Below are 23360 nucleotides of genomic sequence, written 5' to 3'. Positions count from 1 at the left end.
ACTCTCCTTTATGAGCCCTGCTGTCTCTTTTCTAAAAGTGGTGTTTGTGCTTCAGTTAAATAAGAAGCAAATTGGGTTAATTTCTTTTTCATGTCTCCATCAGATTCATGCTGGAAGAGAATTTGATGCAACTCTGTTTCGACTTCTTCAATATCAATTCTCGTTAAAATATCATCTAAATCGCCTATGACGTTTTCGAACAGCTGAATTTTTTCATATAAAAGCTTTAAAATATGCTCTTCAACTGTTCCGTTTGTTGCCATATTGTAAATGTGGACATCTCGTTCTTGGCCAAGGCGGTGGATACGTCCGATTCTCTGTTCTAAACGCATCGGGTTCCACGGGAGGTCGTAGTTAATGATTTGATTACAAAACTGAAGGTTGATCCCTTCGCCGCCAGCTTCTGTAGCAATTAACACTTGCGCCCGTTCTCTAAATAAATCTTTCATCCAATCTTTTTTACCCCGCTTAAAGCCGCCACGAAATGGCACGGAGCTAATGCCATTTTGCTGTAGAAACCATTGTAAATAAATTTGTGTTGCGCGGTATTCGGTGAAAATAATGACTTTTTCATTTAACTGTTGAATGAGTTTGACCACTTCAAGCGCCTTTGAGTTTTGCTCCACTTGATTGATTTTCTCCATGATTTGCGCTATAGCAGAAGAGCCGAGAATATGCTTTTCTTCTTCCTGCATTTTTTTAATCGTCATATAAACTGCCTCACGGCTTGAACAGCATTCTCGTTCCAAGGTCATAATGGAAAACATATGCTTTGTATAAGACGGATTCTCTTTCAACTTGCAGATTTCATCATACAATGCTTGTTCTGTCGGAGAAAAATCAATGGAAATCGTTTTGACATGTCGTTTTGTCCACTCGATGCCTGTGTCTTGTCTTCGGTTTCGAATCATCACTTTATTGACGAGCTGTTTTAATCGGTCATGGTCTTCAAGCTGCAAGTCCTTTTTGGCAAAGATATCTTTAAATTGATGTTCATTTCCTAGGTGGCCCGGCTTCAGAAGGGAAACGAGATTAAATATTTCTCCGATCCGGTTTTGAATAGGTGTCGCTGTCAGCAGCAGACAGAACTTCTTATTCAGGTTTCTCACAAATTCATAGTTTTTCGTTTTATTGTTTTTCAGTTTGTGTGCTTCATCGATAATGACCATATCGTAGGCAATCGATAAAATCGTGTCTCGATGCGGCTGTCTTTTGGCTGTGTCAATGGAAGAAACGACAACGTCGCACTGCTCCCACACATAGCTCTTTTTTTGTTCAACAGCATCAATATAAAATTTCGTCCGCAGCTCCTGTACCCACTGAGATACAAGGGAGGCGGGGACGAGAATAAGAATCTTTTTGGCAAGTCCACGAATCATGTATTCTTTGATAATGAGTCCTGCTTCTACGGTTTTCCCTAGGCCCACTTCATCTGCTAGAATGGCTTTCCCATTCATTTCTTCTACGACTCTTCTGGCTACTTCGAGCTGGTGCTGTAAAGGTGTGAATGCAGGCAGGTGCGCAGGAGCTTGCAGTCCCTCGAATGAATCAATGGCTGTGACTTTTTGAACCTGCGTCGCTAATCGATACATATCCCAGTTCGCCCAGGGGCCGTCTGATAAAAGCCGCTGCTGAAATTCATTTGCCCATTCCTGATCAAAAATCGTTTGAATATTCAATGTGGTCGCCTGCCTTTCTAGTAGGATCTGATAAATTGTTCTGTTTTTAAACGCTTCATTTTTTAAGAGGTCTCTAAAAGACTAGATATATGAATAAAAGCGAACGATATCGAAAGGTTATTTTAAAAATGTTAATGATTTTTCTGTTGCTCTCCATCCATTTCTAATGGTAGGATGTTGATAAGTGATCTAGAAAATAAGTCACCCATTTTGATAGTATGTCCAATAAATGTGAAAAATATGAGCGGATGATGGTATGGGGAGAGACTTGGCGGTTATTTTGCACTGGCAGGCGCCGAAGGAGCAAGCTGAATGATTCAGTGAATCTCTCAGGCAAAAGTACTCTTACCGGACGCAACTCTGGAGAGTGTTTGCTGATCGTTTTAGCAAACCACCAAAGGGGAAAACGCACAATGATGTTGTGCTGTAAACTTTCAGGTGCAAGGACAGAGACTTCTTTTTGATAAAAGGGAGCGCTCTGTCCTTTTTTGCTGTGATTTTTTTCTGAAAATTCAGCTTGCATTTGCACTAAAAAAAGGGGGAAACGATTGATGTTGAAACGAACACCGCTTTTTCATGCGTATGAAACGTTTGGCGCAAAAACCATTGACTTCGGGGGCTGGGAATTACCTGTACAATTTTCTTCCATTAAAGAAGAACATGAAGCTGTTCGAACAAAAGCAGGGCTTTTTGATGTGTCTCACATGGGTGAGGTGGACGTCAAAGGTCAAGATGCCCTTCCTTTTTTACAAAGGTTATTAACCAATGATGTGTCTAAGTTGACAGACGGTAAGGCACTATATACAGCCATGTGTTATGAAGATGGCGGAACGGTAGATGACCTGCTCGTCTACCAAAAAGAAAAGAACCACTATTTACTTGTCATCAATGCATCAAATATCGATAAAGACGTGGATTGGCTTTTGAAGCACCAAGAGAAGGATGACGTATTGATCAAAAATATATCTGATCAAACCGCCTTGCTAGCGCTTCAAGGACCTCTTGCAGCTGACATCATCAAAGAGGTGGCGGATGAAGAGGTGACATCGCTTAAACCTTTTACGTTTTTATCAAAAGCTGAGGTCGCAAATAAAGAAGTGCTCGTTTCTAGAACAGGTTACACAGGGGAAGATGGCTTTGAAATCTACTGCCAGTCAGAAGATGCGGTCCACCTTTGGTCCGCTTTATTAGAAGCGGGGCAGCCAAAAGGATTAATACCGTGCGGACTCGGTGCACGTGATACCTTGAGATTTGAAGCAAGGCTTCCGCTTTATGGCCAGGAGCTGACAAAGGATATTTCTCCATTAGAAGGCGGAATTGGTTTTGCTGTCAAAACGGATAAAGAAGCTGATTTTATCGGAAAAGCAGCACTTAAAAAACAAAAAGAAGAGGGACTGAAGCGAAAGCTTGTCGGCATTGAAATGATTGAAAAAGGGATTCCGCGTACAGATTATCCAGTCTTTTCAGGAGAAAAGCAGGTTGGGTTTGTCACAACGGGCACTCAATCCCCAACATTAAAGAAAAATGTCGGGCTTGCTTTGATCGAAACCTCAGAAGCGGAGCTTGGGGCAGAGGTGGAAGTACAGGTTCGCAAAAAGCGTCTAAAAGCCAAAATCGTCACAACACCATTTTATAAAAGAACCAAATAACGAGGGGGAATAGAGGATGAAGCACAGATATTTGCCGCAAACAGAGCAAGATCAGAAAGAAATGCTGGATGTCATCGGCGTTCAGTCGATTGATGAGCTTTTTTCAGATATCCCAGAGAAGGTGAGATTCAAAGGAGCATACAACATCAAAGAAGCCGCATCTGAAACAGCGCTTGTCAGGGAATTATCCCGGCTAGCTGCAAAGAATAAGGATACAGTTTCCTATGCATCGTTTCTTGGTGCTGGTGTATATGATCATTACCAGCCTGTCATTGTCGATCATGTTATCTCACGCTCTGAATTTTATACAGCGTATACACCTTATCAGCCGGAGATTTCACAAGGTGAATTGCAAGCGATCTTTGAATTTCAAACAATGATTGCTGAGCTGACTGGTATGGATCTAGCCAATTCCTCAATGTATGATGGCGGGACGGCACTAGCAGAAGCGGCAATGCTTGCTGCGGGACACACAAAGAAGAAAAAAGTGGTGGTTTCTGAAACGGTTCACCCTGAATCAAGAGCGGTGCTGAAAACATACGCCAAAGGACAAAACATTGAAGTTGTTGAAGTGCCTGCGAAAAAAGGGCAGACAGATTTAGCTGCACTGGAAAAGGCCGTCTGCGATGATACAGCAGCAGTTCTCGTGCAATATCCAAACTTTTTTGGTGTCGTCGAGCCGTTAAAAGACATTGAACCCCTTGCACACAAAGGAAAAAGCCTGTTCATTGTCTCTAGCAATCCCCTCGCACTCGGGCTATTGACGCCGCCTGGAAAACTTGGGGCAGACATTGTCGTTGGTGATGCGCAGCCGTTCGGTATCCCAGCTGCATTTGGCGGACCTCACTGCGGATATTTTGCTGTGACGAAAAAGTTGATGAGAAAAGTGCCAGGTCGATTAGTCGGGCAGACAGAAGATGAAAATGGTGTTCGTGGATTTGTCCTGACTCTTCAAGCGCGTGAGCAGCACATTCGAAGAGATAAAGCGACGTCAAATATTTGCTCGAACCAAGCATTAAATGCGTTAGCTGCTTCTGTTGCCATGACGGCACTAGGGAAAACAGGCATAAAAGACATCGCCTATCAAAACGTGCAAAAAGCCCATTATGCCAAGACGCAGGCAGAAAAATATGGACTGCAGGCGGATGTAGAAGGGGCTCATTTTAATGAATTTGTGATCAAGTTACAGGAGCCTGTGAAAGAAGCCAATAAACGATTGCTTGAAAAAGGAATCATCGGCGGCTACGACTTAGGGCTAGACTACCCAGAGCTTCAGCAGCACATGCTTGTAGCCGTGACAGAGCTGAGAACAAAAGAAGAAATTGATACGTTTATCAAGGAATTGGGGGATCGCCATGAATAAACAAGATCAGCCGCTTATTTTTGAATTATCTAAAGAAGGAAGAATTGGGTACAGCCTGCCTGATTTAGATGTACCTGAACAGGAGATCCCGTCTTTATTTGATAAGACGTACATCCGTGATGAGGATGCTGAGCTTCCTGAAGTATCTGAGCTTGATATTATGCGTCATTATACAGCATTATCAAGACGCAATCATGGGGTCGATTCCGGATTTTATCCTCTTGGCTCTTGTACGATGAAATATAATCCAAAGATTAATGAAAAGGTTGCACGCCTTGCAGGTTTCTCGCAGGTCCATCCACTACAAGAGGCAGACACTGTACAAGGTGCATTAGAATTACTATACGATCTAGGTGAACATCTTGAAGAAATTACGGGGATGGACGCTGTGACATTACAGCCTGCGGCAGGAGCACATGGCGAGTGGACGGGACTCATGATGATCCGTGCGTACCATGAAGCAAGAGGAGATCATCAGCGTACAAAAGTCATTGTGCCTGATTCTGCTCATGGAACGAACCCGGCATCTGCGACAGTCGCTGGATTTGAAACCATTACTGTCGCATCTGATGAAAACGGGCTTGTTGATCTAGAAGATTTACGCCGCGTTGTTAATGAAGAAACAGCTGCTTTAATGCTTACAAACCCGAATACACTTGGCCTCTTTGAAGAAAATATTTTAGAAATGGCTGAAATCGTTCACGGAGCAGGTGGTAAACTTTATTATGACGGAGCCAACTTGAATGCGGTTTTAAGTAGAGCAAGACCAGGGGATATGGGATTTGATGTTGTCCACTTAAATCTTCATAAAACCTTTACAGGCCCACACGGAGGCGGAGGTCCTGGTTCAGGTCCAGTTGGCGTTAAAAAAGATTTAATTCCGTATTTGCCAAAGCCGGTGCTTGTAAAGAAGGAAGGTCGTTTTTACTTTGAATATGACCGTCCGGAATCAATCGGGCGCGTGAAGCCATTCTATGGCAACTTTGGCATTAACGTCAGAGCCTATGCGTACATCCGCTCTATGGGGCCAGACGGCTTAAAGGCTGTAACCGATAATGCCGTGTTAAATGCGAACTATATGATGCGCCGCTTAAGCGCTCATTATGATTTGCCGTTTGATCGTCACTGTAAGCATGAATTTGTCCTTTCAGGTAAACGTCAGAAAAAATTAGGTGTGCGGACACTGGATATTGCCAAACGATTACTTGATTTCGGCTACCATCCGCCAACGATCTACTTCCCGCTCAATGTAGAGGAATGTATCATGATTGAACCGACCGAAACAGAATCAAAAGAAACACTTGATGCATTCATCGAAGCAATGATTCAAATTGCGAAAGAAGCAGAAGAGAATCCTGAAGTGGTGCAGGAAGCGCCGCATACAACCGTCGTGAAACGTATGGACGAAACAAAGGCCGCTCGGAATCCCGTTCTCGTTTTTGAAAGAAAATAAAGAAAAAAGACTCAGGGGGAATCATGCTCCCAGAGTCTTTTTTGTTAGTTCTTCGTTTTAATGCGGCCGCCCCATTTTTTAAAGCCGCCTTTTAAATTATAAATCTCACGGCAGCCATTTTTACGTAAAGTTTGGGCTGCTTTTCCACTTCTGAAATTATTTTGACAATAGAGATAAACAGGCTTGTCAGGACGTATTTCATTTTTGCGCTGCTTTAGTTGGGAAAGAGGGATATTTCTTGCCCCTAAAATATGTCCGCCTTCAAACTCATTTGGCTCTCTCACATCAATGAGCTGGGCTTTGCGGTAACCTTTAATAAATTCTGCTTCCGTCAGCGTTTTCATAATGCGCTGCTGATAAATATAGCTGCCGATGGAATAAAGAACAAAAAGTCCACAAAGTGAGAGGACGATATAGTTGAACATTGACAATACAACTCGACTCCTTCTTGAGCATCAGCACAGTAGCCTGTCTGATGGTACGTTTTAGACAAATACTATTATAGTAAAGCATAAGAAACTTGTCATCATAAATGGTAAGAATTATTTTCAATTCCGTTCCTATTTGATAGACTGATGAAGAGAGAAAACCGGTGGTCACCACCATCATCTAACATTGACTACGTAAAAGAGAAGGGATTTTATATGCAAAAAGAGAAATGGTGTTTCATTGATTCAGGAAACCAAGACCCTGCCTTTAACATGGCAATGGACGAAGCCTTGCTTTATTGGCATAGTGAGAAGCTCATTCCGCCTGTTATCCGCTTTTATGGATGGGATCCGGCGACATTATCTGTTGGGTATTTTCAGAACGTTGAAAAAGAAATCAACCTAGAAGCTGTCAAGCGCTATGGTCTTGGATTTGTCCGCAGACCAACCGGAGGACGAGGAGTACTACATGACCAGGAGCTGACCTACAGCGTGATTGTGTCAGAGGAACATCCAGAAATGCCAGCAACGGTGACAGAGGCGTACCGCGTCATTTCAGAAGGCATTTTAGAAGGATTTAAAGAGCTGGGACTCGATGCGTATTTTGCCATTCCTCGTACAGATAAAGAAAAGGAAAGCTTAAAGAATCCAAGATCTTCTGTATGCTTTGATGCCCCTTCTTGGTACGAGCTTGTTGTAGAAGGCAGAAAGGTAGCGGGCAGTGCTCAGACGAGACAAAAAGGTGTCATCCTCCAGCATGGATCTATTTTAATTGACCTTGATGAGGATAAATTATTCGATTTGTTCCTTTATCCTAACGACCGGGTAAGAGAGCGGATGCAGCGAAGCTTTAAGAACAAAGCGGTTGCTATCAATGAAATCTCAGACCGAACTTGTACGATAGACGATGCGCGTGTTGCGTTTAAAAGAGGATTTGAAAAAGGATTAAATATTGAGCTTGAACCTTATGAGCTGACAGATGAAGAATTAGCGTTTGTCCATCATCTCGCCAAAACGAAATATGCCTCAGATGATTGGAATTACAAGCGTTAAGACGATGGACACTCCTTGTTTTTTAATGAACGATGGTGTAGAATTGGGTTGATTATTAAGTAAAGGTGCATTATGGAGGGGTTTTATGACTACACCTAGTATGGAAGATTACATTGAACAAATTTATATGCTGATAGAAGAAAAAGGATATGCCAGAGTCTCTGATATTGCAGAAGCACTCGCTGTCCATCCCTCCTCTGTAACAAAAATGGTTCAGAAGCTAGATAAAGATGAATACCTCATTTATGAGAAGTATCGTGGTCTAATTTTAACCCCGAAAGGCAAAAAAATTGGAAAACGTCTCGTATACAGACATGAACTGCTGGAGCAATTTTTAAGAATCATTGGTGTAGATGAAGAGAAAATTTATGATGATGTAGAAGGCATTGAACATCATCTCAGCTGGAACAGCATTGACCGCATCGGCGATCTCGTTCAATTTTTTGAAGAAAACGATGAGCGATCTGTTCAGCTGAAAGCGATTCAAAAGAAAAACGAACAAACAAATCAAGAATCTTAATCAAAAAGGACACCCTTAGCATGGGTGTCCTTTTTGATTAAAGTTCTAATTGAAAGCAAATGCTCCTACACTATTATTAGCGTGAAATCAAAGGGGGCTCCTTGATGAAGATAGATGGTGTGTTCTCAGGTGGAGGCATTAAGGGGGCAGCGCTTGCTGGTGCCTATGAAGCGCTTGAAGCGAGAGGATTTCAATTTGTCCGTCTTGCTGGTACAAGTGCTGGAGCAATCATTGCTTCACTCATCGCAGCAGGTTTTAAAAGCCAGGAAATTCGGGAGCTTTTAGATGAAATGGATGAGCATCAATTGCTTGATAGAAGATGTCAATTCATCCCGTTCAAAATGCTTAGGTGGGTATCCATTTACTGGCGTCTTGGTCTTTATAAAGGAGACCGGCTGGAAAAATGGCTGACTGATGTGCTAAAACGAAAAGGGGTCACCGTGTTTGGAGACCTCAAAAAAGATTCGCTGAAAATTGTTGCGTCCGATTTAACGAATGGAAAAATCCTCGTACTGCCAGACGACCTTCCTTCATATGGCTTGAATCCAGAGCGGTTTTCCGTGGCGAGGGCCATTCGAATGAGCTGCAGCCTGCCGTATTTTTTCGAACCTGTCAAACTGAAGTCTTCAAAAGGCATTTGTACCATTGTAGATGGAGGAGTGCTTAGCAATTTTCCAATTTGGCTGTTTGCTGAAGAGAAAAAAAGACCATTCGTCGGTGTCACATTAACGCCAAACGAAAAAGAACGCCCACAACACTCCATCCGCAATGCGTTTGAACTGTTTGGCGCTCTTTTTGAAACGATGCGTGGTGCTCATGACGAAAGACATATCGCCACAAAACACGAACGTCATATTATTTTTATTCCTGTAGAACACGTCATTGCCACTGATTTTCAACTCATGACAGAAAAGAAAAAGGCGCTCGTCGATCTAGGTAGACAGAAGGCCGAGCAATTTTTAAAAAGCTGGACATTTTAAAATAAGGCGCGATTCTTCTTTTTGTTTTTCTTGCCTTCAATCACAGTCAAATGTGTTTGGCTTTTCTTTTTGAGAAGGACGGGCTTAGACTTGTGGTCAGTCGGCACGCTTCGCAAATGAGTGACCCGATTTTTCATCTGGCTTTTCGTTTTTGGTTTAGGCTGCTGGTAGCGACGTTTTGATTGTTTGACTGCTTTGCGATAAAGATTGCCTTCTGTTCCAGTTCTTCGATTCATCAGCCATCTAAATAGGAAAAATAGGGCCGCTCCAATGATCACAACAGACAGCAGCATTGTAAAAAGTCTGCCTGGGTTCGTTGTGAGTAAGTACACAAATCCCAAAACACCTAAAGCGAAAATAATGGTAAAAGCAGGATGTACTCGGCGATTCATAACTGTCCACCTCCGAAGGAATTTACCGGATTTATAAGTTAGATCACTTGATGAGCAGAATCTGACGCTTGTTTTAGAGATGCTTCCTCTAAACGAAGAAGTTCATTAAAACTTGCAATGGCTACCTCGACTTGATCGTCAGAAGGTTCTTTTGTTGTAAGCAATTGCAGCCAAAGGCCAGGATAGCCAAGCACTTTAAGTACAGGCACTTCTCGGAGTTTGTTCGTGAGCTGAAGCACTTCAAATGAAATGCCCAGAACAACCGGAATGAGCGCCAAGCGGTTCAGAACTCTCACCCATAAAGGATCTGTCGGTACGAGTAAATAGACGAACATTCCAACAATGACAGTGAATAAAATAAAGCTGCTGCCGCATCGATAATGCAGGCGGGATTGCTTTTGGACATTTTCCACTGTGATGTCAAGGTTCTGTTCATAGCAGTTTATGACTTTATGTTCTGCCCCATGATATTGAAATACTCTTTTAATTAAAGGGGTCATGGAAATAAAGTAAATATAGCCTAATAAAAGGACCAATTTAAAGAATGTTTCCACTGCGATTTGTGCGAAATTCCCTGAAAAGATGGGACGCACAAGCTCTGCTAAAAAGACAGGTACCAGGGTAAAGACAAATTTACTAAAGAGAAGAGAGAGAACTCCGATCACAGCAATGCCGAAAATCATGGATAATTTCGAGCCTTTTTGTTCTTTTTCAAGAGTATGATCTTCAGAAGGATCTAAGTCATATCGCTCACTGGAGAAGTTTAAGTGCTTACTGCCGTTTGCGCTTGCTTCAACAAGTGCAGCAACACCCCTGACAAAGGGGATTTTCTTGAGAAAGGCGGTTCGTTTATTGGAGGTCCGGGGAAGCTTCAAAAACTCAATGGACTGGTCCTTTCGCCGAATCGCTGTCACATAGTTCTTCTTACCTCCGAACATGACACCTTCGACAACTGCCTGCCCTCCATAAGCTGGAGGTTTTGTTTGATTGGACATATTTCATCAACCTGCCTGTTTCCTGTAATTTACATGCATTTCCTTATACCTTTATTGTACAGGAAATGAGGGGAAATCACTAGCGCCCAGGTCGATTATCTACTAGAATTCTATCTACCTCTTTTTAGCCAGTATACCCTGTTTTAAAAATTTTACACTCACGCATGGAAATCCTTTTTTTTCATGACATTTTGGACATACTACTTGCTGGAGGTGTTCACAAATGAAACGTGATGAAAAGAAAAACCAAGAAGAAAAAAATCAGTCCGTGCAAACGACATCACTTGTGGCAAGAGCAGCTGCTACAGGCTTTGTAGGCGGTGTTTTTTGGGGCTTTATCGGGTTTCTGACCTATGTGTTCCATTTTTCAGAGGTGAGTCCTAACATGCTGCTTCAGCCATTTGTGCTCGGAGAGTGGAAAAAGGGAGGACTTGGTACTTTTATAAGTATTATGCTGTTAGGAATTTTATCGATTGGAGCCGCCTTTATTTATTATGGGCTTTTAAAAAGGATCAAAGGCTTTTGGATGGGTCTGGTTTATGGCGGGCTTTTATGGCTGCTCGTTTTTTACGTATTTAATCCCATTTTCCCAGATGTAAAGCAAGTACATGACTTGCAGCAAAGCACCATTGTAACGACATTTTGCCTATATATTTTATATGGCATGTTTGTCGGGTACAGCATTTCGTTTGAATATAATGAATTGACGAGTCAAAAGCTTGCGAGGGCACTCGGGAAAAAGACAGAATAAAGTGTAAATCACCTATTCATATGATAAAATATTTTTGGAAACGAAAGGTTTCTAAGGAAAAAGAAACAGATCTCAATATAGATTGAATTAGGGTGAAGGAGTGGTCATATGCCTCATTTTCTTGTACTGAATGGACCCAATTTAAATAGGCTTGGCAAAAGAGAGCCTGCTGTTTATGGAAGTAAGACGCTGACAGATTTAGAGACAGATTTGTTCCAGTTTGCAGAACGAGCAAACATTCAATTAACGTTCTTTCAATCGAATCACGAAGGAGATTTGATTGATGCGCTCCACGAAGCAGAAGATCAGTACGATGGAGTCGTGTTTAACCCGGGTGCATTTACCCACTACAGCTATGCGCTGAGAGATGCCATTGCAAGTATTTCTTTATCTGTCATTGAAGTACATATCTCAAATGTTCATAAGAGAGAGGAATTCCGCCATCATTCTGTACTTGCTCCAGTATGCCAAGGGCAAATCGTTGGACTTGGCTTAGAAGGGTATAAATTGGCGATTCGTTATTTAGTCAGTGAAGGGGGAGCAGTATCATGAAACTTGAAAAACTAAGAACACTTTTAAGCGAATTAGAGATCGATGGCCTTGTCATTACGAGCAGCTTTAATTTACAGTACATGACCAGCTTTACCGGATCTGCCGGCCTTGCAGTTGTTTCAAAGGACCGGGCAGCTTTTATCACGGACTTCCGCTATACAGAGCAAGCGAAGGATCAAGTCAAAGGTTATGACATCATTGAACATAAAGGAAACATTGTGGAAACGGCTGCCCAAACGGCGAAGGAATTTGGAGTAAAACGCCTTGGGTTTGAACAAAACCATATGACATTTGCCACGTATCAGCAGTACGCTGCCAAAGCAGGTGAGATAGAGCTTGTTCCAGTCTCTGAATCAGTTGAAAAGTTGCGCTTGATTAAGTCTAGTGAAGAGATTAAGATATTAGAGGAAGCTGCGAAGATTGCAGATCACGCCTTTGATCATATTCTCACTTACATCAAGCCGGGCCTGACGGAAATTGCTGTCATGAACGAGCTTGAATTTTTCATGAGAAAAGAAGGTGCTGAAGGATCTTCATTCGATATGATTGTTGCTTCTGGTGTTCGTTCAAGCCTGCCGCACGGAAGAGCGAGTGAAAAGGTAATTGAATCTGGTGATTTAGTGACACTCGATTTCGGTGCTTACTATAAAGGCTATTGTTCTGATATGACAAGAACGATTGCTGTCGGAACACCAAGCGACAAGCTAAAGGAAATTTATCATATCGTATTAGAAGCAGAAAACGCTGGTGTGGATAGAATCAAGCCAGGCTTAACAGGAAAAGAAGCTGATCGCATCACACGAGACATCATTGAAAAGTACGGCTATGGTCAATACTTCGGGCATTCAACCGGGCACGGCCTAGGTATGGAAGTACATGAAGCGCCAGGCCTTTCCTCACGATCAGAGGTCGTTTTAGAAGAGGGAATGGTCGTCACAGTTGAGCCGGGGATTTACTTGCCAGATGTCGGCGGCGTGAGAATTGAGGATGATATTGTCCTGACAGCTGACGGCAATAAACGATTGACCCACTCACCGAAAGAACTTATCATATTATGATGGTGAAATGTAGGAGGATGACAAAATGATTTCAGTAAACGATTTTCGTACTGGCCTGACAATTGAAGTGGACGGCGGTATTTGGCGAGTAGTGGATTTCCAGCACGTAAAACCAGGGAAAGGCGCAGCGTTTGTTCGTTCGAAACTGCGTAACCTGCGTACTGGTGCCATTCAAGAAAAAACATTCCGCGCAGGCGAAAAAGTAGCGAAAGCTCAAATCGAAACAAAAACAATGCAATACTTGTATGCTAATGGCGATCAGCATGTCTTCATGGATACAAGTTCTTATGAGCAGCTTGAACTAAGTGAAGCACAAATTAAAGATGAGCTGAAATATTTGCTTGAAAATATGTCTGTTCAAATCGTGATGTACGGTGCTGAAACACTTGGAGTAGAACTTCCAAACACAGTAGAACTAGAAGTAGTAGAAACAGAGCCTGGTATTAAAGGTGACACAACATCAGGCGGTTCAAAACCTGCAAAAACTGAAACTGGTTTAATCGTCAACGTTCCTTTCTTTGTGAACCAAGGAGATAAACTAGTGATTAATACATCAGACGGCTCATACGTTTCAAGAGCGTAATGAACGAAAAAAGGCTGTAAACCTCGTGTTTACAGCCTTTGTCTTCTTTTCAGTGTGATAGAAAGCCTTTGCAGTCTAGGAAGGGTGAGCACTGGCGCGGAGCGAATTTGTTATTCGTGAGCACCAGCGCGCAGACCTGACACCGAATGCGAGGGTTTGTCTACACGCTGAGACTGTAAACCTCGTGTTTACAGTCTTTTTTTATTGAAAAATGACTCCTCAAGACTGGCCTTCTCTCAATTCTCTCATTCATCTCTCTTCCTTCCTGAAAAACAAGACTACTTCCAGCTGGTCAAGCATATAGTGTAAAAAAAGCTGGAGGTTCTATATGAAACAATTTCTCCCAGGCATACACCCGTCGGTCGCTGCAATGGCAGGCATGAGGTTCTTATCCGCCGCCATTGAACTGACGGCAGCCATCCTCATTTTAATCACAAATGATGTACGGAAAGCGGTGGTCATCAATAGTATATTGGCGATCATCGGACCGCTCATTTTTATTATCACGATGACGATTGGAATCTATCAAATTGCAGGGCAGCTATCCTATGCAAAGCTCGTGTTCATTTTCATTGGTGTCGTGTTTATTCTTGTTGGGATCTATAAGTGAAACGGCTTGGCATAATTAACGGCTCACATCATACATTTTAGAGAAGAAAAAAAGGAGGGGAATTCGTTGCGGAGTTTGTTGGATATTCTCCCGCACTCGATTGGACAAGAACTCAGACTGCTGAAAGAGGCAGAATGGGCGCAAATAGAAGAAATCCGCATTCGCACGGATCGTCCTATTGAACTGATGCAAGGAGGAAAACCACGTTTCCTTTCTTATCACACCACCTGGGAAGATGCGTCTCAGCTATTAGGCAGGCTGAGCAATTACAGCATGTACACACTTGAGGAAGAGCTAAAACAGGGCTATATCACCATATCTGGCGGACACCGGGTAGGACTTGCAGGAAAAGTGATCGTTGAAAACGGATTTGTCAAAGGGCTAAGAGATATCTCTTCATTTAATATCCGCATTGCAAAAGAAAAAATCGGGATTGCGCTTCCCTTTCTTCCTTATTTATATGAAGAACACTGGCACAATACACTCATCATCGGTCCCCCGCAAACGGGGAAAACCACATTGCTCCGGGATATAGCACGTCTTGCTAGTACAGGCACAAAGACAATCCCTCCTAGAAAAACAGGCATTATTGATGAGCGTTCTGAAATCGCCGGTTGTATAAGAGGGGTGCCGCAGCACCATTTTGGCCACCGGATTGATGTACTCGATGCGTGTCCAAAGGCTGAAGGGTTGATGATGATGATTCGGTCAATGAGCCCAGAGGTCATGATTGTCGATGAAATCGGAAAAAGTGAGGATGTCGAGGCACTTTTAGAAGCGATTCATGCCGGAGTCAACATCATCGTCTCAGCTCATGGCTATTCACTTGAAGATGTATATAAACGTCCTTCATTTAAGCCGTTATGGGAGCTTCGTGTGTTTGAACGATATGTTGAATTAAATCGAAACAATGGACCAGGTACGATCGGGCGGATTTACGGCGGGGATGGCCAAGAGATGAAATGGAGGCGGGGAGTGGACGTATGTTAAAGCTCATTGGCGCTATTTTCATTGTCGCGGCCACGACTTGGGGAGGATTCGAGTTTGCCAAACGATACAGCGACAGACCTAAACAAATTCGGCAGCTGCGCTTTGCTCTCCAGTCTCTTGAAGCTGAAATTATGTATGGCCAAACCCCTTTAGCACGGGCGGCAGAGCAAATTGCAGCGCAGGTAGGTCCTCCTGTGAATCAGCTGTTTGAACAATTTGCAGAAAAGCTGAAAGTGGGGACTTTTTCTGCACGTCATGCATGGAACGAAAGTCTTGAAGATGTTTGGAAAAAGACTGTCTTGAAAAAAGGCGAATATGAGGCGCTGAAGCACTTTGGGGAAACTCTTGGCCAGCATGATGTCACTTCTCAGCAAAAGTACATCAAGCTTGCTTTAGGCCATTTGGAATCAGAGGAGAAAGAAGCAGAAATCGCCCAAGCGAAAAATGAAAAAATGGTTAGAAGCCTCGGGTTTTTAAGCGGATTACTACTGATTCTTTTATTGATGTGAGAGGAAGGGAGTCGAGAGCATGGGCGTTGATGTAAACGTCATTTTTCAAATTGCCGGAGTAGGCATCGTCGTGGCCTTTCTCCATACGATTTTAGACCAAATGGGGAAGAAAGAGTACGCTCAGTGGGTGACGCTGCTTGGGTTTATCTACATTTTGTTTATGGTGGCAACCATTGTAGACGATTTGTTTAAAAAGATTAAAGCCGTATTTCTATTTCAAGGATAGGGGAGGGCTTACAAATCGAAATCATACAAATTGTTGGACTTGGTTTAATCGCTACTTTTTTAGCATTAATCGTCAAAGAACAAAAGCCAACCTTCGCCTTTATGCTTGTCGTTTTTACTGGATGTGTGATTTTCCTTTATTTAATTGATCAAATCTATGCCATTATCTCAATGATTGAAAAAATTGCAGCAAGTGCCGGCGTCAATATGAAATATGTTGAAACCATATTGAAGATCATCGGCATTGCCTATATTGCAGAATTTGGCGCTCAGCTGACAAAAGATGCTGGACAAGGCGCCATTGCATCAAAAATAGAGCTAGGCGGTAAGATTCTCATCTTGGTTATGGCAGTCCCGATTTTAACAGTCATCATTGAGACGATCTTAGGGATGATCCCGTCCATGACGTAAATGAAAAGAGGTGACGACAATGAAACGGGTGACCGCTGTAATGGGATTAATGCTTTTCTTTTGGCTGTTTGCTCCGCATGCAGAGGCAGAAGAAAAAGAACCTTTATCTAATGAACAGCCAGCAGCAGAGGAAGTGGCGAATGGACAGGCTGATGCACTTGAGCTTCATTCCATCAGTGACTTTTGGGAAACCATTTTGGACGAGTATGGCGGCTTTTTGCCAGAAAGCCAAAAGGGCACAGTGAAGGAAATGATTGACGGCGATAAAGAGCTGTCTCCCCAAACATGGCTGAAAGCCTTTGTACATTATCTATTTCACGAGGTCATTGCAAACGGAAAGCTCCTAGGTACTCTCATTTTACTCACCATCTTTTGTTCGCTTTTGCAGCTTTTGCAAAATGCTTTTGAACAAAGCACTGTCAGCAAAGTCGCATATGCTCTTGTTTATATGGTACTGATTATTATTGCACTCAACAGCTTTCATGTGGCGATTTCCTATGCCACAGAAGCCATTCAAACGATGACCAGTTTTATTCTTGCTCTTATTCCTCTTTTACTAGCGCTTATTGCTTCATCAGGCGGGCTTGTCTCAGCCGGATTCTTTCATCCTGTTATTTTATTTTTAATGAACACGAGCGGTGTTTTCATTCAATATGTCGTTCTTCCGCTCATCTTTTTATCAGCGATATTGAGCATTGTCAGTACGCTGACCGAACAATACAAGGTCACCCAGCTTGCGCAGCTATTAAGAAATGTGGCAATTGGCGGGCTTGCCGTTTTTTTGACCGTTTTTCTCGGCGTCATTTCCGTTCAGGGGGCATCTGCGGCGGTTACTGATGGAATCGCTCTTCGTACAGCCAAATTCATTACCGGAAACTTCATCCCTGTCCTAGGCAGAATGTTTACAGATGCGACGGATACCGTGATCAGCGCCTCTGTTTTACTTAAAAATACAGTTGGACTAGTTGGGGTCGCCATTTTGATTTCAATTGCCGCCTTCCCGGCGATTAAAGTACTTTCGTTAGCCCTTATATATAAGCTTGCTGCCGCGATCCTTCAGCCGTTAGGGGGCGGGCCCATCATCAGCTGTCTTGATGTCATTTCAAAAAGTGTGCTGTATATATTTGCCGCACTTGCAGTTGTGTCGCTCATGTTCTTTTTAAGCATTACCGTCATCATCACTGCGGGTAACCTGACCATGATGATGAAGTAAGGAGGGGACACCTTTTGAGCTTTCTCACGGAATGGATCACAAGTATTATTCTCTTTATCTTATTTGCGATTGTCATTGATCTTCTGCTTCCCAATTCGAGCATGCAAAAGTATGCAAAAATGGTCGTCAGTCTGCTGCTCATCGTCGTAATGCTCAATCCGATTTTTGCTTTATTTCGAGCAGATCCTGACCAAATTTTTTCAGAATTGATGAAAGGGAAGGAAGAAGCGCAGTCAGAAGAAATAAAAAATCAGATGAATTTAGAAAAAAGAGAAATACAAGCCTCTCAGCGTGCATATATTTTAAAGCAAATGGCTGTCCAACTAGAAAAAAGCGCAAAGGAGCCACTGGAGAAGGAGAGCTATGAAATGAAACACGTAGAAGTGCTGGCTGATGAGGAGCATCTGGATCAGAATATGGAGGCGGATCAATTTCGCATCAAAGCAGTTCTTTCCCCGCTCACAGGTGATGCTGTAGAAACGGTGGCAAAGGTGGACATTGATCTCTCCAGGCAAAAGGAGGAAAGCGCTGAATCTTCTAGCAAAGAGATCACGAGGGTGAAAGAGACGCTGGCTGATGTTTGGAATACGAGTCCTGAGCACATCGCGCTGAACATTGAGGGAGGTGACGCAGCAGATCATGAATAACAAGGACTGGAAACAAAAGCTGAAATCATTCTTCCAGCCGCCTGAAAAAGGTGAAGGGAAACCCAAATTAACGAAGCACCATTACTTGCTGCTTGTATTCATTATCGGCGTATCTTTCATGTTAGTCAGTCAGATCTTGTCACCGCCATCAAGCAAACAACAAGCTGCGGTTCCTGCTGCTAAAAAAACATCCTCAGAAGAGCAGGAAGTATTCAAACCGGCATCCTCAGGTAAACCAAAGAATTCAATTGAGGACGTGGAGCAAGAATACGAAAACCAGCTGAAAGAAATTTTAGAGACCATCATCGGCGTTGAGGATGTATCCATTGTGGTCAATGTAGATGCAACGTCTTTAAAAGTGTTTGAAAAAAACAAATCTAATAAAAGTACAACGACCGAGGAAACAGATAAAGAAGGCGGTGTACGAAGTGTCACCGATCAAACAAAAGAAGAAGAAGTCGTCATCATCAAAAATGGGAATGAAGAAACACCAGTCGTTGTTCAAACGAAAAAGCCAGAAATTCGAGGTGTCCTCGTTGTTGCTCAAGGAGTAGACAACGTTCAAATAAAGAAAACCATCATTGAAGCGGTTACACGAGTGCTTGATGTACCGAGCCATAGAGTGGCTGTTGCCCCTAAAAAAATCAAGGAGGATTCGGAATGATGTTAAAAAAACAAACGGTTTGGCTATTAACGATGCTAAGTTTAGTTGTCGTATTAAGTGTGTACTATATCATGTCTCCACAGGGTGAAAATGCAGTGACAGTAGAAGATATGAAATCAAAAGGGACTGAAGAGAAAAAGGTTGAAACAGAAAAAGGAACGGACAAAGGAATGGAAAAAGGCGCTGATAAGAAATCCACTGACAAAGAAACAAACGGCAAACAAGAGGATATCGAAACAAGCGGTGAAGAAGGAAAGGCTGTGTCAGAGCAGACAGACGATGAGCTTTTTACAACATACAGACTAGAGCTTGAAGATAAACGAAGCAAGCAGCGCGAAGAATACAACGAAATCGTCTCCAGTGACGATGCAACGGCACAAGAAAAAAGTGAAGCATATGATCAAATGACAGCGCTTAGTGAAGCAGAAGGAACTGAGCGTCAGCTCGAGACCTTGATCAAAACAAAAGGCTATAAAGATGCGCTCGTAAGTGCTGAAGGAGATAAAGTGAGCATCACGGTTCGTTCTGATAAAAAATCAAAGTCTCAAGCGGCCGATATTATTGATATGGTCACAAAAGAAATGAGAGGTCTTGATAACGTAGCTGTCACTTTTGAGCCCACTAATCAATAAAAAATGAACTGGCGCCCTTTGCCGAAAAGGGCGTTTTTTGATGCGGCTTGACGCCCCTTCCAAGGTGCTTTCGCGAGACGCTTCGCCACAATAGTAGTTGAATTCATTGAAATCCTCCTGTAAGATGTGTATAGTACGTACTTTTAGTACTAGCCTATAATTAAAAGATAAATCCATACATAGGGGTGCAAATCCATGTTAAAAATTGAAGAAATTCATGAACTGATTAAATTAATTGACGACTCTACAATCGACGAATTTACGTACGAAAACGAAGGTGCGAAAATCAAACTGAAGAAAAATAAAGAAGTCGTTCAGCAAGTTGCGGCACAAGCACCAGTGGCTCCTGTCCAAGCAGCTCCAGCTCAACAAGCTCCTACAGCACAAGCTCCAGCTCAGACTGAAGCCCCTGCACAAGAGGCAACTGCGTCTGAAAATCTGCATAAAATCACATCCCCAATGGTTGGCACATTTTATGCTTCCTCTTCACCAGAAGCAGATCCATACGTGACAACAGGTTCTAAGGTGAAGGAAAATTCAGTTGTATGTATCGTTGAAGCGATGAAACTGTTTAATGAAATCGAAGCAGAAGTAAAAGGTGAAATCGTCGAAGTATTAGCTGAAAACGGTCAGCTTGTAGAATTCGGACAACCCCTCTTTCTAGTGAAAGCAGAGTAAGGAGTACGATCATGATTAAAAAGCTATTAATTGCAAACAGAGGAGAAATCGCAGTTAGAATTATCCGCGCTTGTAAAGAGCTTGGAATTGAAACTGTTGCGGTATTTTCTGAAGCGGATCGCGATGCGCTGCATGTACAAATGGCTGATGAAGCATATTGCATCGGACCAACTGCTTCTAAAGATAGTTATTTAAATGTCACGAATATCGTCAGCGTAGCAAAATTAACAGGAACAGATGCGATCCATCCAGGATACGGCTTTTTAGCAGAAAATGCAGACTTTGCAGAGCTTTGCGAGGAATGTAATGTGATCTTTGTTGGACCAACCGCGTCAGCGATTTCCAAAATGGGAACGAAAGATGTCGCGCGAGAAACAATGAAGAGTGCAGGCGTCCCGATCGTTCCTGGTTCTCAAGGAATTGTAAAAGATCTTGATGATGCTGTTTCAACAGCAGCTAGTATTGGGTATCCTGTCATTATTAAAGCAACTGCAGGCGGAGGCGGTAAAGGAATCCGTGTGGCTCGTACAGAAGAAGAACTTATTAACGGAGTCACCATCACGCAGCAGGAAGCGGCACAAAACTTTGGGAACCCTGGTGTCTATTTAGAAAAGTTCATTGAAGACTTTAGACATGTGGAAATCCAAGTGCTTGCAGATCAGCATGGCAATACGATTCATTTAGGAGAGCGTGACTGCTCGATCCAAAGAAGAATGCAAAAGCTTCTTGAAGAAACGCCATCACCAGCACTGAATGCAGACATCCGTGAGCAAATGGGTGAAGCAGCCGTAAAAGCAGCAGAAGCTGTTGAATACACAGGTGCTGGAACAGTCGAATTCATTTATGATTATAATGAAGAGAAGTTCTACTTCATGGAAATGAATACTCGTATTCAAGTAGAGCATCCTGTGACAGAAATGGTCACAGGTGTAGACTTGATCAAAGAACAGATCAAGGTTGCATCAGGTGAGAAGCTTTCTCTTACACAAGAGGATGTCGTATATGAAGGCTGGGCGATCGAATGCCGTATCAATGCAGAGAACCCAGAGAAAAACTTCATGCCTTCTGCTGGTGAAATTAAAATGTATCTTCCGCCAGGCGGTTTAGGAGTACGTGTTGATTCTGCCGCTTATCCGGGCTATGTGATTCCGCCATATTATGACAGCATGATTGCAAAAGTGATCACATATGGTAAGACGAGAGAAGAAGCGATTGCGAAAATGAAACGTGCGCTTCAAGAATTCGTCATTGAAGGAGTCTACACAACGATTCCATTCCACCTTAGATTGCTCGAGCATGAAACATTTGTGAGTGGTAATTTTAATACGAAGTTTTTAGAAACATACCAAATCATGAAATAATCACAGCTTTCGGAGGTGAATGATCGTGTCAGAAAACAATTTGCTTGAAATGAACCTTGATGAAGATCAATTGGGAAAAGTGCAAATTGCACCAGAAGTGATTGAAGTCATTGCTGGGATCGCCGCTTCAGAAGTCGAAGGCATTGCCGAAATGCGCGGCAATTTCGCTGCTGATGTAGCAGAACGCTTTGGTAAGAAAAATCACCGTAAAGGTGTAAAAGTAGATGTCTCTGATGAAGGCATCACAATCGATGTGTATTGTGTGGTTGAATTTGGCCTATCCATTCCAAAGGTATCCACTGCTGTACAAGAAAATATCCGTCAAACCCTTTTAAACATGACTGCCTTAACGATTAATGAAATTAACATTCATGTCGTTGGCATTCAATTTGATACAAAAGCACCTGAGGCTGAAGTAGATCAAGAAATGTAAAGAAGGGTTCAAGTGAAACCAAGGAGGCATTGCCTCTTTGGTTTTTTAAAGCCCATTTTTGGGTGATTTCCGAATATTGATAACGTCACGTGTTGATTGATTCGTTTTTCGTCAAAGCTCGCATGGATCTTGGTGCGACCACGGTCAAAATATGTTATGATCTCTGTATGGCTTAACGACAAGCGGATAAAGTGGTTAAAGGAGTAAATAATGAAAAGAAGAACTGCAAGAGAAAAGGCGTTACAAACATTATTTCAAATTGATGTGAGCAATATTGATCCGAAAGAGGCCATTACACATGCGCTGGATGAACAAGAATCAGATCCTTTTTTCGAGGAACTGGTTTTCGGTGTGCTTGAACAAAAGGACAAGCTTGATGACATGATCTCACAGCATCTAGTGAATTGGAAACTCGATCGTATTGCAAACGTAGACAGAGCCATTTTAAGGCTGTCTGTGTACGAGATGGTGTATCAAGAAGACATCCCAGTTAGTGTCTCAATGAATGAAGCGATTGAACTTGCCAAATTATTCGGCGATGATAAAGCACCGAAATTTGTAAATGGTGTACTTTCGAACATTAAAAACGACCTAAAGCAGCAATAGGAGGATTCGACATGACAGCAACAATCATCGATGGGAAAGAAACAGCAAAAGAAAAGCGTGAACAATTAGCAAAAGAAGTAGAAGAGCTAAAACAAAAAGGAGTCACACCTGGTCTTGCCGTTATTCTAATCGGTGATGATCCGGCTTCACTTTCTTACGTACGCGGGAAGAAAAAAGCAGCAGAAGCAATGGGCATGCATTTCCAGCTTGATCATTTAGATGCTTCTTTAACAGAAGAAGAATTGCTTCAGCTTATTGATCAGTACAATGCGAACGATCAATTCCACGGGATTCTTGTTCAACTTCCACTGCCTAAACACATTTCTGAAAAAGCCGTTATTGAACGTATTTCACCTGAGAAAGATGTAGATGGTTTCCATCCATTAAATATCGGGAAAATGCTGCTTGGGGAAGATACATTCCTTCCTTGTACACCAGCAGGTATTGTTGAATTATTGAACAAAACGGGTGTCGATCTTTCTGGAAAAGAAGTGGTTGTTGTGGGCCGCAGCAATATTGTCGGCAAACCAGTTGGACAATTGCTGTTAAATGAAAACGCAACGGTTACTTACTGTCATTCAAGAACGGCAAATATTTCAGAACACACGTTAAAAGCGGACATTTTAGTTGTTGCCGTCGGTCGAGCAAACTTTATTAAAGCTGACCAAATCAAAGAAGGCGCAATTGTCATCGATGTAGGAGTCAATCGTTTGGATACTGGGAAGCTTGTTGGGGATGTTGATTTTGAAGGAGCAAAAGAAAAAGCTTCTTACATCACACCAGTCCCTGGCGGAGTCGGCCCAATGACGATTACGATGCTTGCACACAATACGGTTAAATCAGCAAAACGTACATTAGCATAAGCTTTATCCATTCATCCACCTGCATGCTGCCGGTGGATGAATGTGCGTTTTTGAAGAGGAGG

28 protein-coding genes and 2 riboswitches are annotated in these 23360 nt (G+C 42.6%); of the genes, 24 read left to right on the top strand and 4 right to left on the bottom strand.

What is annotated here, in order from left to right:
• Positions 1-8: 8 nt before the first annotated feature.
• Entirely contained in the window at positions 9-1679 is a 1671-nt protein-coding gene (locus QR42_RS11070) for a DEAD/DEAH box helicase (RefSeq protein WP_039179923.1), read from the bottom strand.
• 248 nt (positions 1680-1927) lie between these two features.
• Positions 1928-2034, top strand: a riboswitch (glycine riboswitch).
• Positions 2035-2037: 3 nt separating this feature from the next.
• Positions 2038-2131: riboswitch (glycine riboswitch) on the top strand.
• 99 nt (positions 2132-2230) lie between these two features.
• Between QR42_RS11070 and gcvT the strand changes: the two genes are divergently transcribed.
• The 3 genes from gcvT to gcvPB are packed head-to-tail and all read left to right on the top strand — an operon-like array spanning position 2231 to position 6144.
• Entirely contained in the window at positions 2231-3328 is a 1098-nt protein-coding gene (gene gcvT / locus QR42_RS11065) for a glycine cleavage system aminomethyltransferase GcvT (protein WP_039179920.1), read from the top strand.
• 16 nt (positions 3329-3344) lie between these two features.
• Entirely contained in the window at positions 3345-4691 is a 1347-nt protein-coding gene (gene gcvPA, locus QR42_RS11060) for an aminomethyl-transferring glycine dehydrogenase subunit GcvPA (protein WP_039179917.1), read from the top strand.
• On the top strand, positions 4684-6144 hold the full coding sequence (gene gcvPB, locus QR42_RS11055) for an aminomethyl-transferring glycine dehydrogenase subunit GcvPB (protein WP_039179914.1): 1461 nt from the start codon (positions 4684-4686) through the stop codon (positions 6142-6144). Before gcvPA ends, gcvPB begins: the two co-directional genes overlap by 8 nt.
• Positions 6145-6188: 44 nt before the next feature.
• Here the strand turns inward: gcvPB and QR42_RS11050 are convergent, their stop codons facing one another.
• Positions 6189-6569 carry a rhodanese-like domain-containing protein gene (locus QR42_RS11050; protein ID WP_039183198.1) on the bottom strand — a complete coding sequence of 127 codons (381 nt, stop codon included), beginning with the start codon at positions 6567-6569 and terminating at the stop codon, positions 6189-6191.
• A gap of 219 nt (positions 6570-6788) precedes the next feature.
• On the opposite strand from QR42_RS11050, the gene QR42_RS11045 reads away from it, so the two are divergent.
• The 3 genes from QR42_RS11045 (at position 6789) to QR42_RS11035 (ending at position 9125) form a co-directional block, all read left to right on the top strand.
• Entirely contained in the window at positions 6789-7625 is an 837-nt protein-coding gene (locus QR42_RS11045; RefSeq protein WP_039179911.1) for a lipoate--protein ligase family protein, read from the top strand.
• Between the two features lie 85 nt (positions 7626-7710).
• The gene (gene mntR / locus QR42_RS11040) at positions 7711-8145 is read left to right on the top strand and encodes a transcriptional regulator MntR (protein ID WP_003215946.1); all 435 of its coding nucleotides are present in this window, start codon (positions 7711-7713) and stop codon (positions 8143-8145) included.
• 104 nt (positions 8146-8249) lie between these two features.
• Positions 8250-9125: a patatin-like phospholipase family protein gene (locus QR42_RS11035; protein WP_039179908.1), complete on the top strand. Its 876-nt coding sequence runs from the start codon at positions 8250-8252 to the stop codon at positions 9123-9125.
• Here QR42_RS11035 and QR42_RS11030 read toward each other — a convergent pair.
• Both QR42_RS11030 and QR42_RS11025 read right to left on the bottom strand, forming a co-directional pair.
• The gene (locus QR42_RS11030; protein WP_039179905.1) at positions 9122-9517 is read right to left on the bottom strand and encodes an SA1362 family protein; all 396 of its coding nucleotides are present in this window, start codon (positions 9515-9517) and stop codon (positions 9122-9124) included. The genes QR42_RS11035 and QR42_RS11030 overlap by 4 nt on opposite strands.
• Before the next feature lie 38 nt (positions 9518-9555).
• On the bottom strand, positions 9556-10512 hold the full coding sequence (locus QR42_RS11025; protein WP_039179902.1) for a DUF1385 domain-containing protein: 957 nt from the start codon (positions 10510-10512) through the stop codon (positions 9556-9558).
• Between the two features lie 223 nt (positions 10513-10735).
• On the opposite strand from QR42_RS11025, the gene QR42_RS11020 reads away from it, so the two are divergent.
• The 18 genes from QR42_RS11020 (at position 10736) to folD (ending at position 23298) form a co-directional block, all read left to right on the top strand.
• Positions 10736-11263, top strand: a complete 528-nt coding sequence (locus QR42_RS11020) for a YqhR family membrane protein (RefSeq protein WP_039179901.1) — start codon at positions 10736-10738, stop codon at positions 11261-11263.
• Positions 11264-11371: 108 nt separating this feature from the next.
• Positions 11372-11815: a type II 3-dehydroquinate dehydratase gene (gene aroQ, locus QR42_RS11015; protein WP_034280247.1), complete on the top strand. Its 444-nt coding sequence runs from the start codon at positions 11372-11374 to the stop codon at positions 11813-11815.
• Entirely contained in the window at positions 11812-12873 is a 1062-nt protein-coding gene (locus QR42_RS11010) for a M24 family metallopeptidase (RefSeq protein WP_039179897.1), read from the top strand. The genes aroQ and QR42_RS11010 overlap by 4 nt, the downstream gene beginning before the upstream one ends.
• A gap of 25 nt (positions 12874-12898) precedes the next feature.
• Positions 12899-13456, top strand: a complete 558-nt coding sequence (gene efp, locus QR42_RS11005) for an elongation factor P (RefSeq protein WP_024422954.1) — start codon at positions 12899-12901, stop codon at positions 13454-13456.
• A gap of 328 nt (positions 13457-13784) precedes the next feature.
• Positions 13785-14066 carry a YqhV family protein gene (locus QR42_RS11000; protein ID WP_039179893.1) on the top strand — a complete coding sequence of 94 codons (282 nt, stop codon included), beginning with the start codon at positions 13785-13787 and terminating at the stop codon, positions 14064-14066.
• A gap of 66 nt (positions 14067-14132) precedes the next feature.
• On the top strand, positions 14133-15056 hold the full coding sequence (spoIIIAA, locus tag QR42_RS10995) for a stage III sporulation protein AA (protein WP_039179890.1): 924 nt from the start codon (positions 14133-14135) through the stop codon (positions 15054-15056).
• Positions 15050-15565: a stage III sporulation protein SpoIIIAB gene (gene spoIIIAB, locus QR42_RS10990; RefSeq protein ID WP_024428003.1), complete on the top strand. Its 516-nt coding sequence runs from the start codon at positions 15050-15052 to the stop codon at positions 15563-15565. Before spoIIIAA ends, spoIIIAB begins: the two co-directional genes overlap by 7 nt.
• A 19-nt stretch (positions 15566-15584) precedes the next feature.
• The gene (gene spoIIIAC, locus QR42_RS10985; protein ID WP_003153142.1) at positions 15585-15791 is read left to right on the top strand and encodes a stage III sporulation protein AC; all 207 of its coding nucleotides are present in this window, start codon (positions 15585-15587) and stop codon (positions 15789-15791) included.
• Positions 15788-16201, top strand: a complete 414-nt coding sequence (gene spoIIIAD, locus QR42_RS10980) for a stage III sporulation protein AD (protein WP_087978339.1) — start codon at positions 15788-15790, stop codon at positions 16199-16201. The genes spoIIIAC and spoIIIAD overlap by 4 nt, the downstream gene beginning before the upstream one ends.
• Positions 16202-16220: 19 nt before the next feature.
• Positions 16221-17414, top strand: coding sequence for a stage III sporulation protein AE (gene spoIIIAE, locus QR42_RS10975; protein ID WP_039179887.1), 1194 nt, complete (start codon positions 16221-16223; stop codon positions 17412-17414).
• 14 nt (positions 17415-17428) lie between these two features.
• Entirely contained in the window at positions 17429-18061 is a 633-nt protein-coding gene (gene spoIIIAF / locus QR42_RS10970) for a stage III sporulation protein AF (protein WP_039179884.1), read from the top strand.
• Positions 18054-18725 carry a stage III sporulation protein AG gene (gene spoIIIAG, locus QR42_RS10965; protein ID WP_039179881.1) on the top strand — a complete coding sequence of 224 codons (672 nt, stop codon included), beginning with the start codon at positions 18054-18056 and terminating at the stop codon, positions 18723-18725. Before spoIIIAF ends, spoIIIAG begins: the two co-directional genes overlap by 8 nt.
• The gene (locus QR42_RS10960; protein ID WP_200885528.1) at positions 18725-19357 is read left to right on the top strand and encodes a SpoIIIAH-like family protein; all 633 of its coding nucleotides are present in this window, start codon (positions 18725-18727) and stop codon (positions 19355-19357) included. The genes spoIIIAG and QR42_RS10960 overlap by 1 nt, the downstream gene beginning before the upstream one ends.
• Positions 19358-19552: 195 nt before the next feature.
• Positions 19553-20035, top strand: a complete 483-nt coding sequence (gene accB / locus QR42_RS10955; protein WP_039179875.1) for an acetyl-CoA carboxylase biotin carboxyl carrier protein — start codon at positions 19553-19555, stop codon at positions 20033-20035.
• Positions 20036-20046: 11 nt separating this feature from the next.
• Positions 20047-21396 (top strand): acetyl-CoA carboxylase biotin carboxylase subunit, encoded by a 1350-nt coding sequence (gene accC, locus QR42_RS10950; protein WP_039179872.1) that lies wholly within the window; start codon positions 20047-20049, stop codon positions 21394-21396.
• Positions 21397-21421: 25 nt separating this feature from the next.
• Positions 21422-21829: an Asp23/Gls24 family envelope stress response protein gene (locus QR42_RS10945; RefSeq protein WP_034280262.1), complete on the top strand. Its 408-nt coding sequence runs from the start codon at positions 21422-21424 to the stop codon at positions 21827-21829.
• Positions 21830-22039: 210 nt separating this feature from the next.
• Positions 22040-22435 (top strand): transcription antitermination factor NusB, encoded by a 396-nt coding sequence (gene nusB, locus QR42_RS10940; RefSeq protein WP_012010530.1) that lies wholly within the window; start codon positions 22040-22042, stop codon positions 22433-22435.
• Positions 22436-22446: 11 nt separating this feature from the next.
• Entirely contained in the window at positions 22447-23298 is an 852-nt protein-coding gene (gene folD / locus QR42_RS10935; protein WP_039179869.1) for a bifunctional methylenetetrahydrofolate dehydrogenase/methenyltetrahydrofolate cyclohydrolase FolD, read from the top strand.
• The last annotated feature ends 62 nt before the right edge of the window (positions 23299-23360 follow it).

The sequence above is a fragment of the Bacillus sp. WP8 genome (genome assembly GCF_000800825.1).
In the GTDB taxonomy this organism is placed as follows: domain Bacteria; phylum Bacillota; class Bacilli; order Bacillales; family Bacillaceae; genus Bacillus; species Bacillus safensis.
The sequence above is the reverse complement of the archived record's forward strand: the minus strand, read 5'-3'. Positions and strand labels throughout refer to the sequence as shown.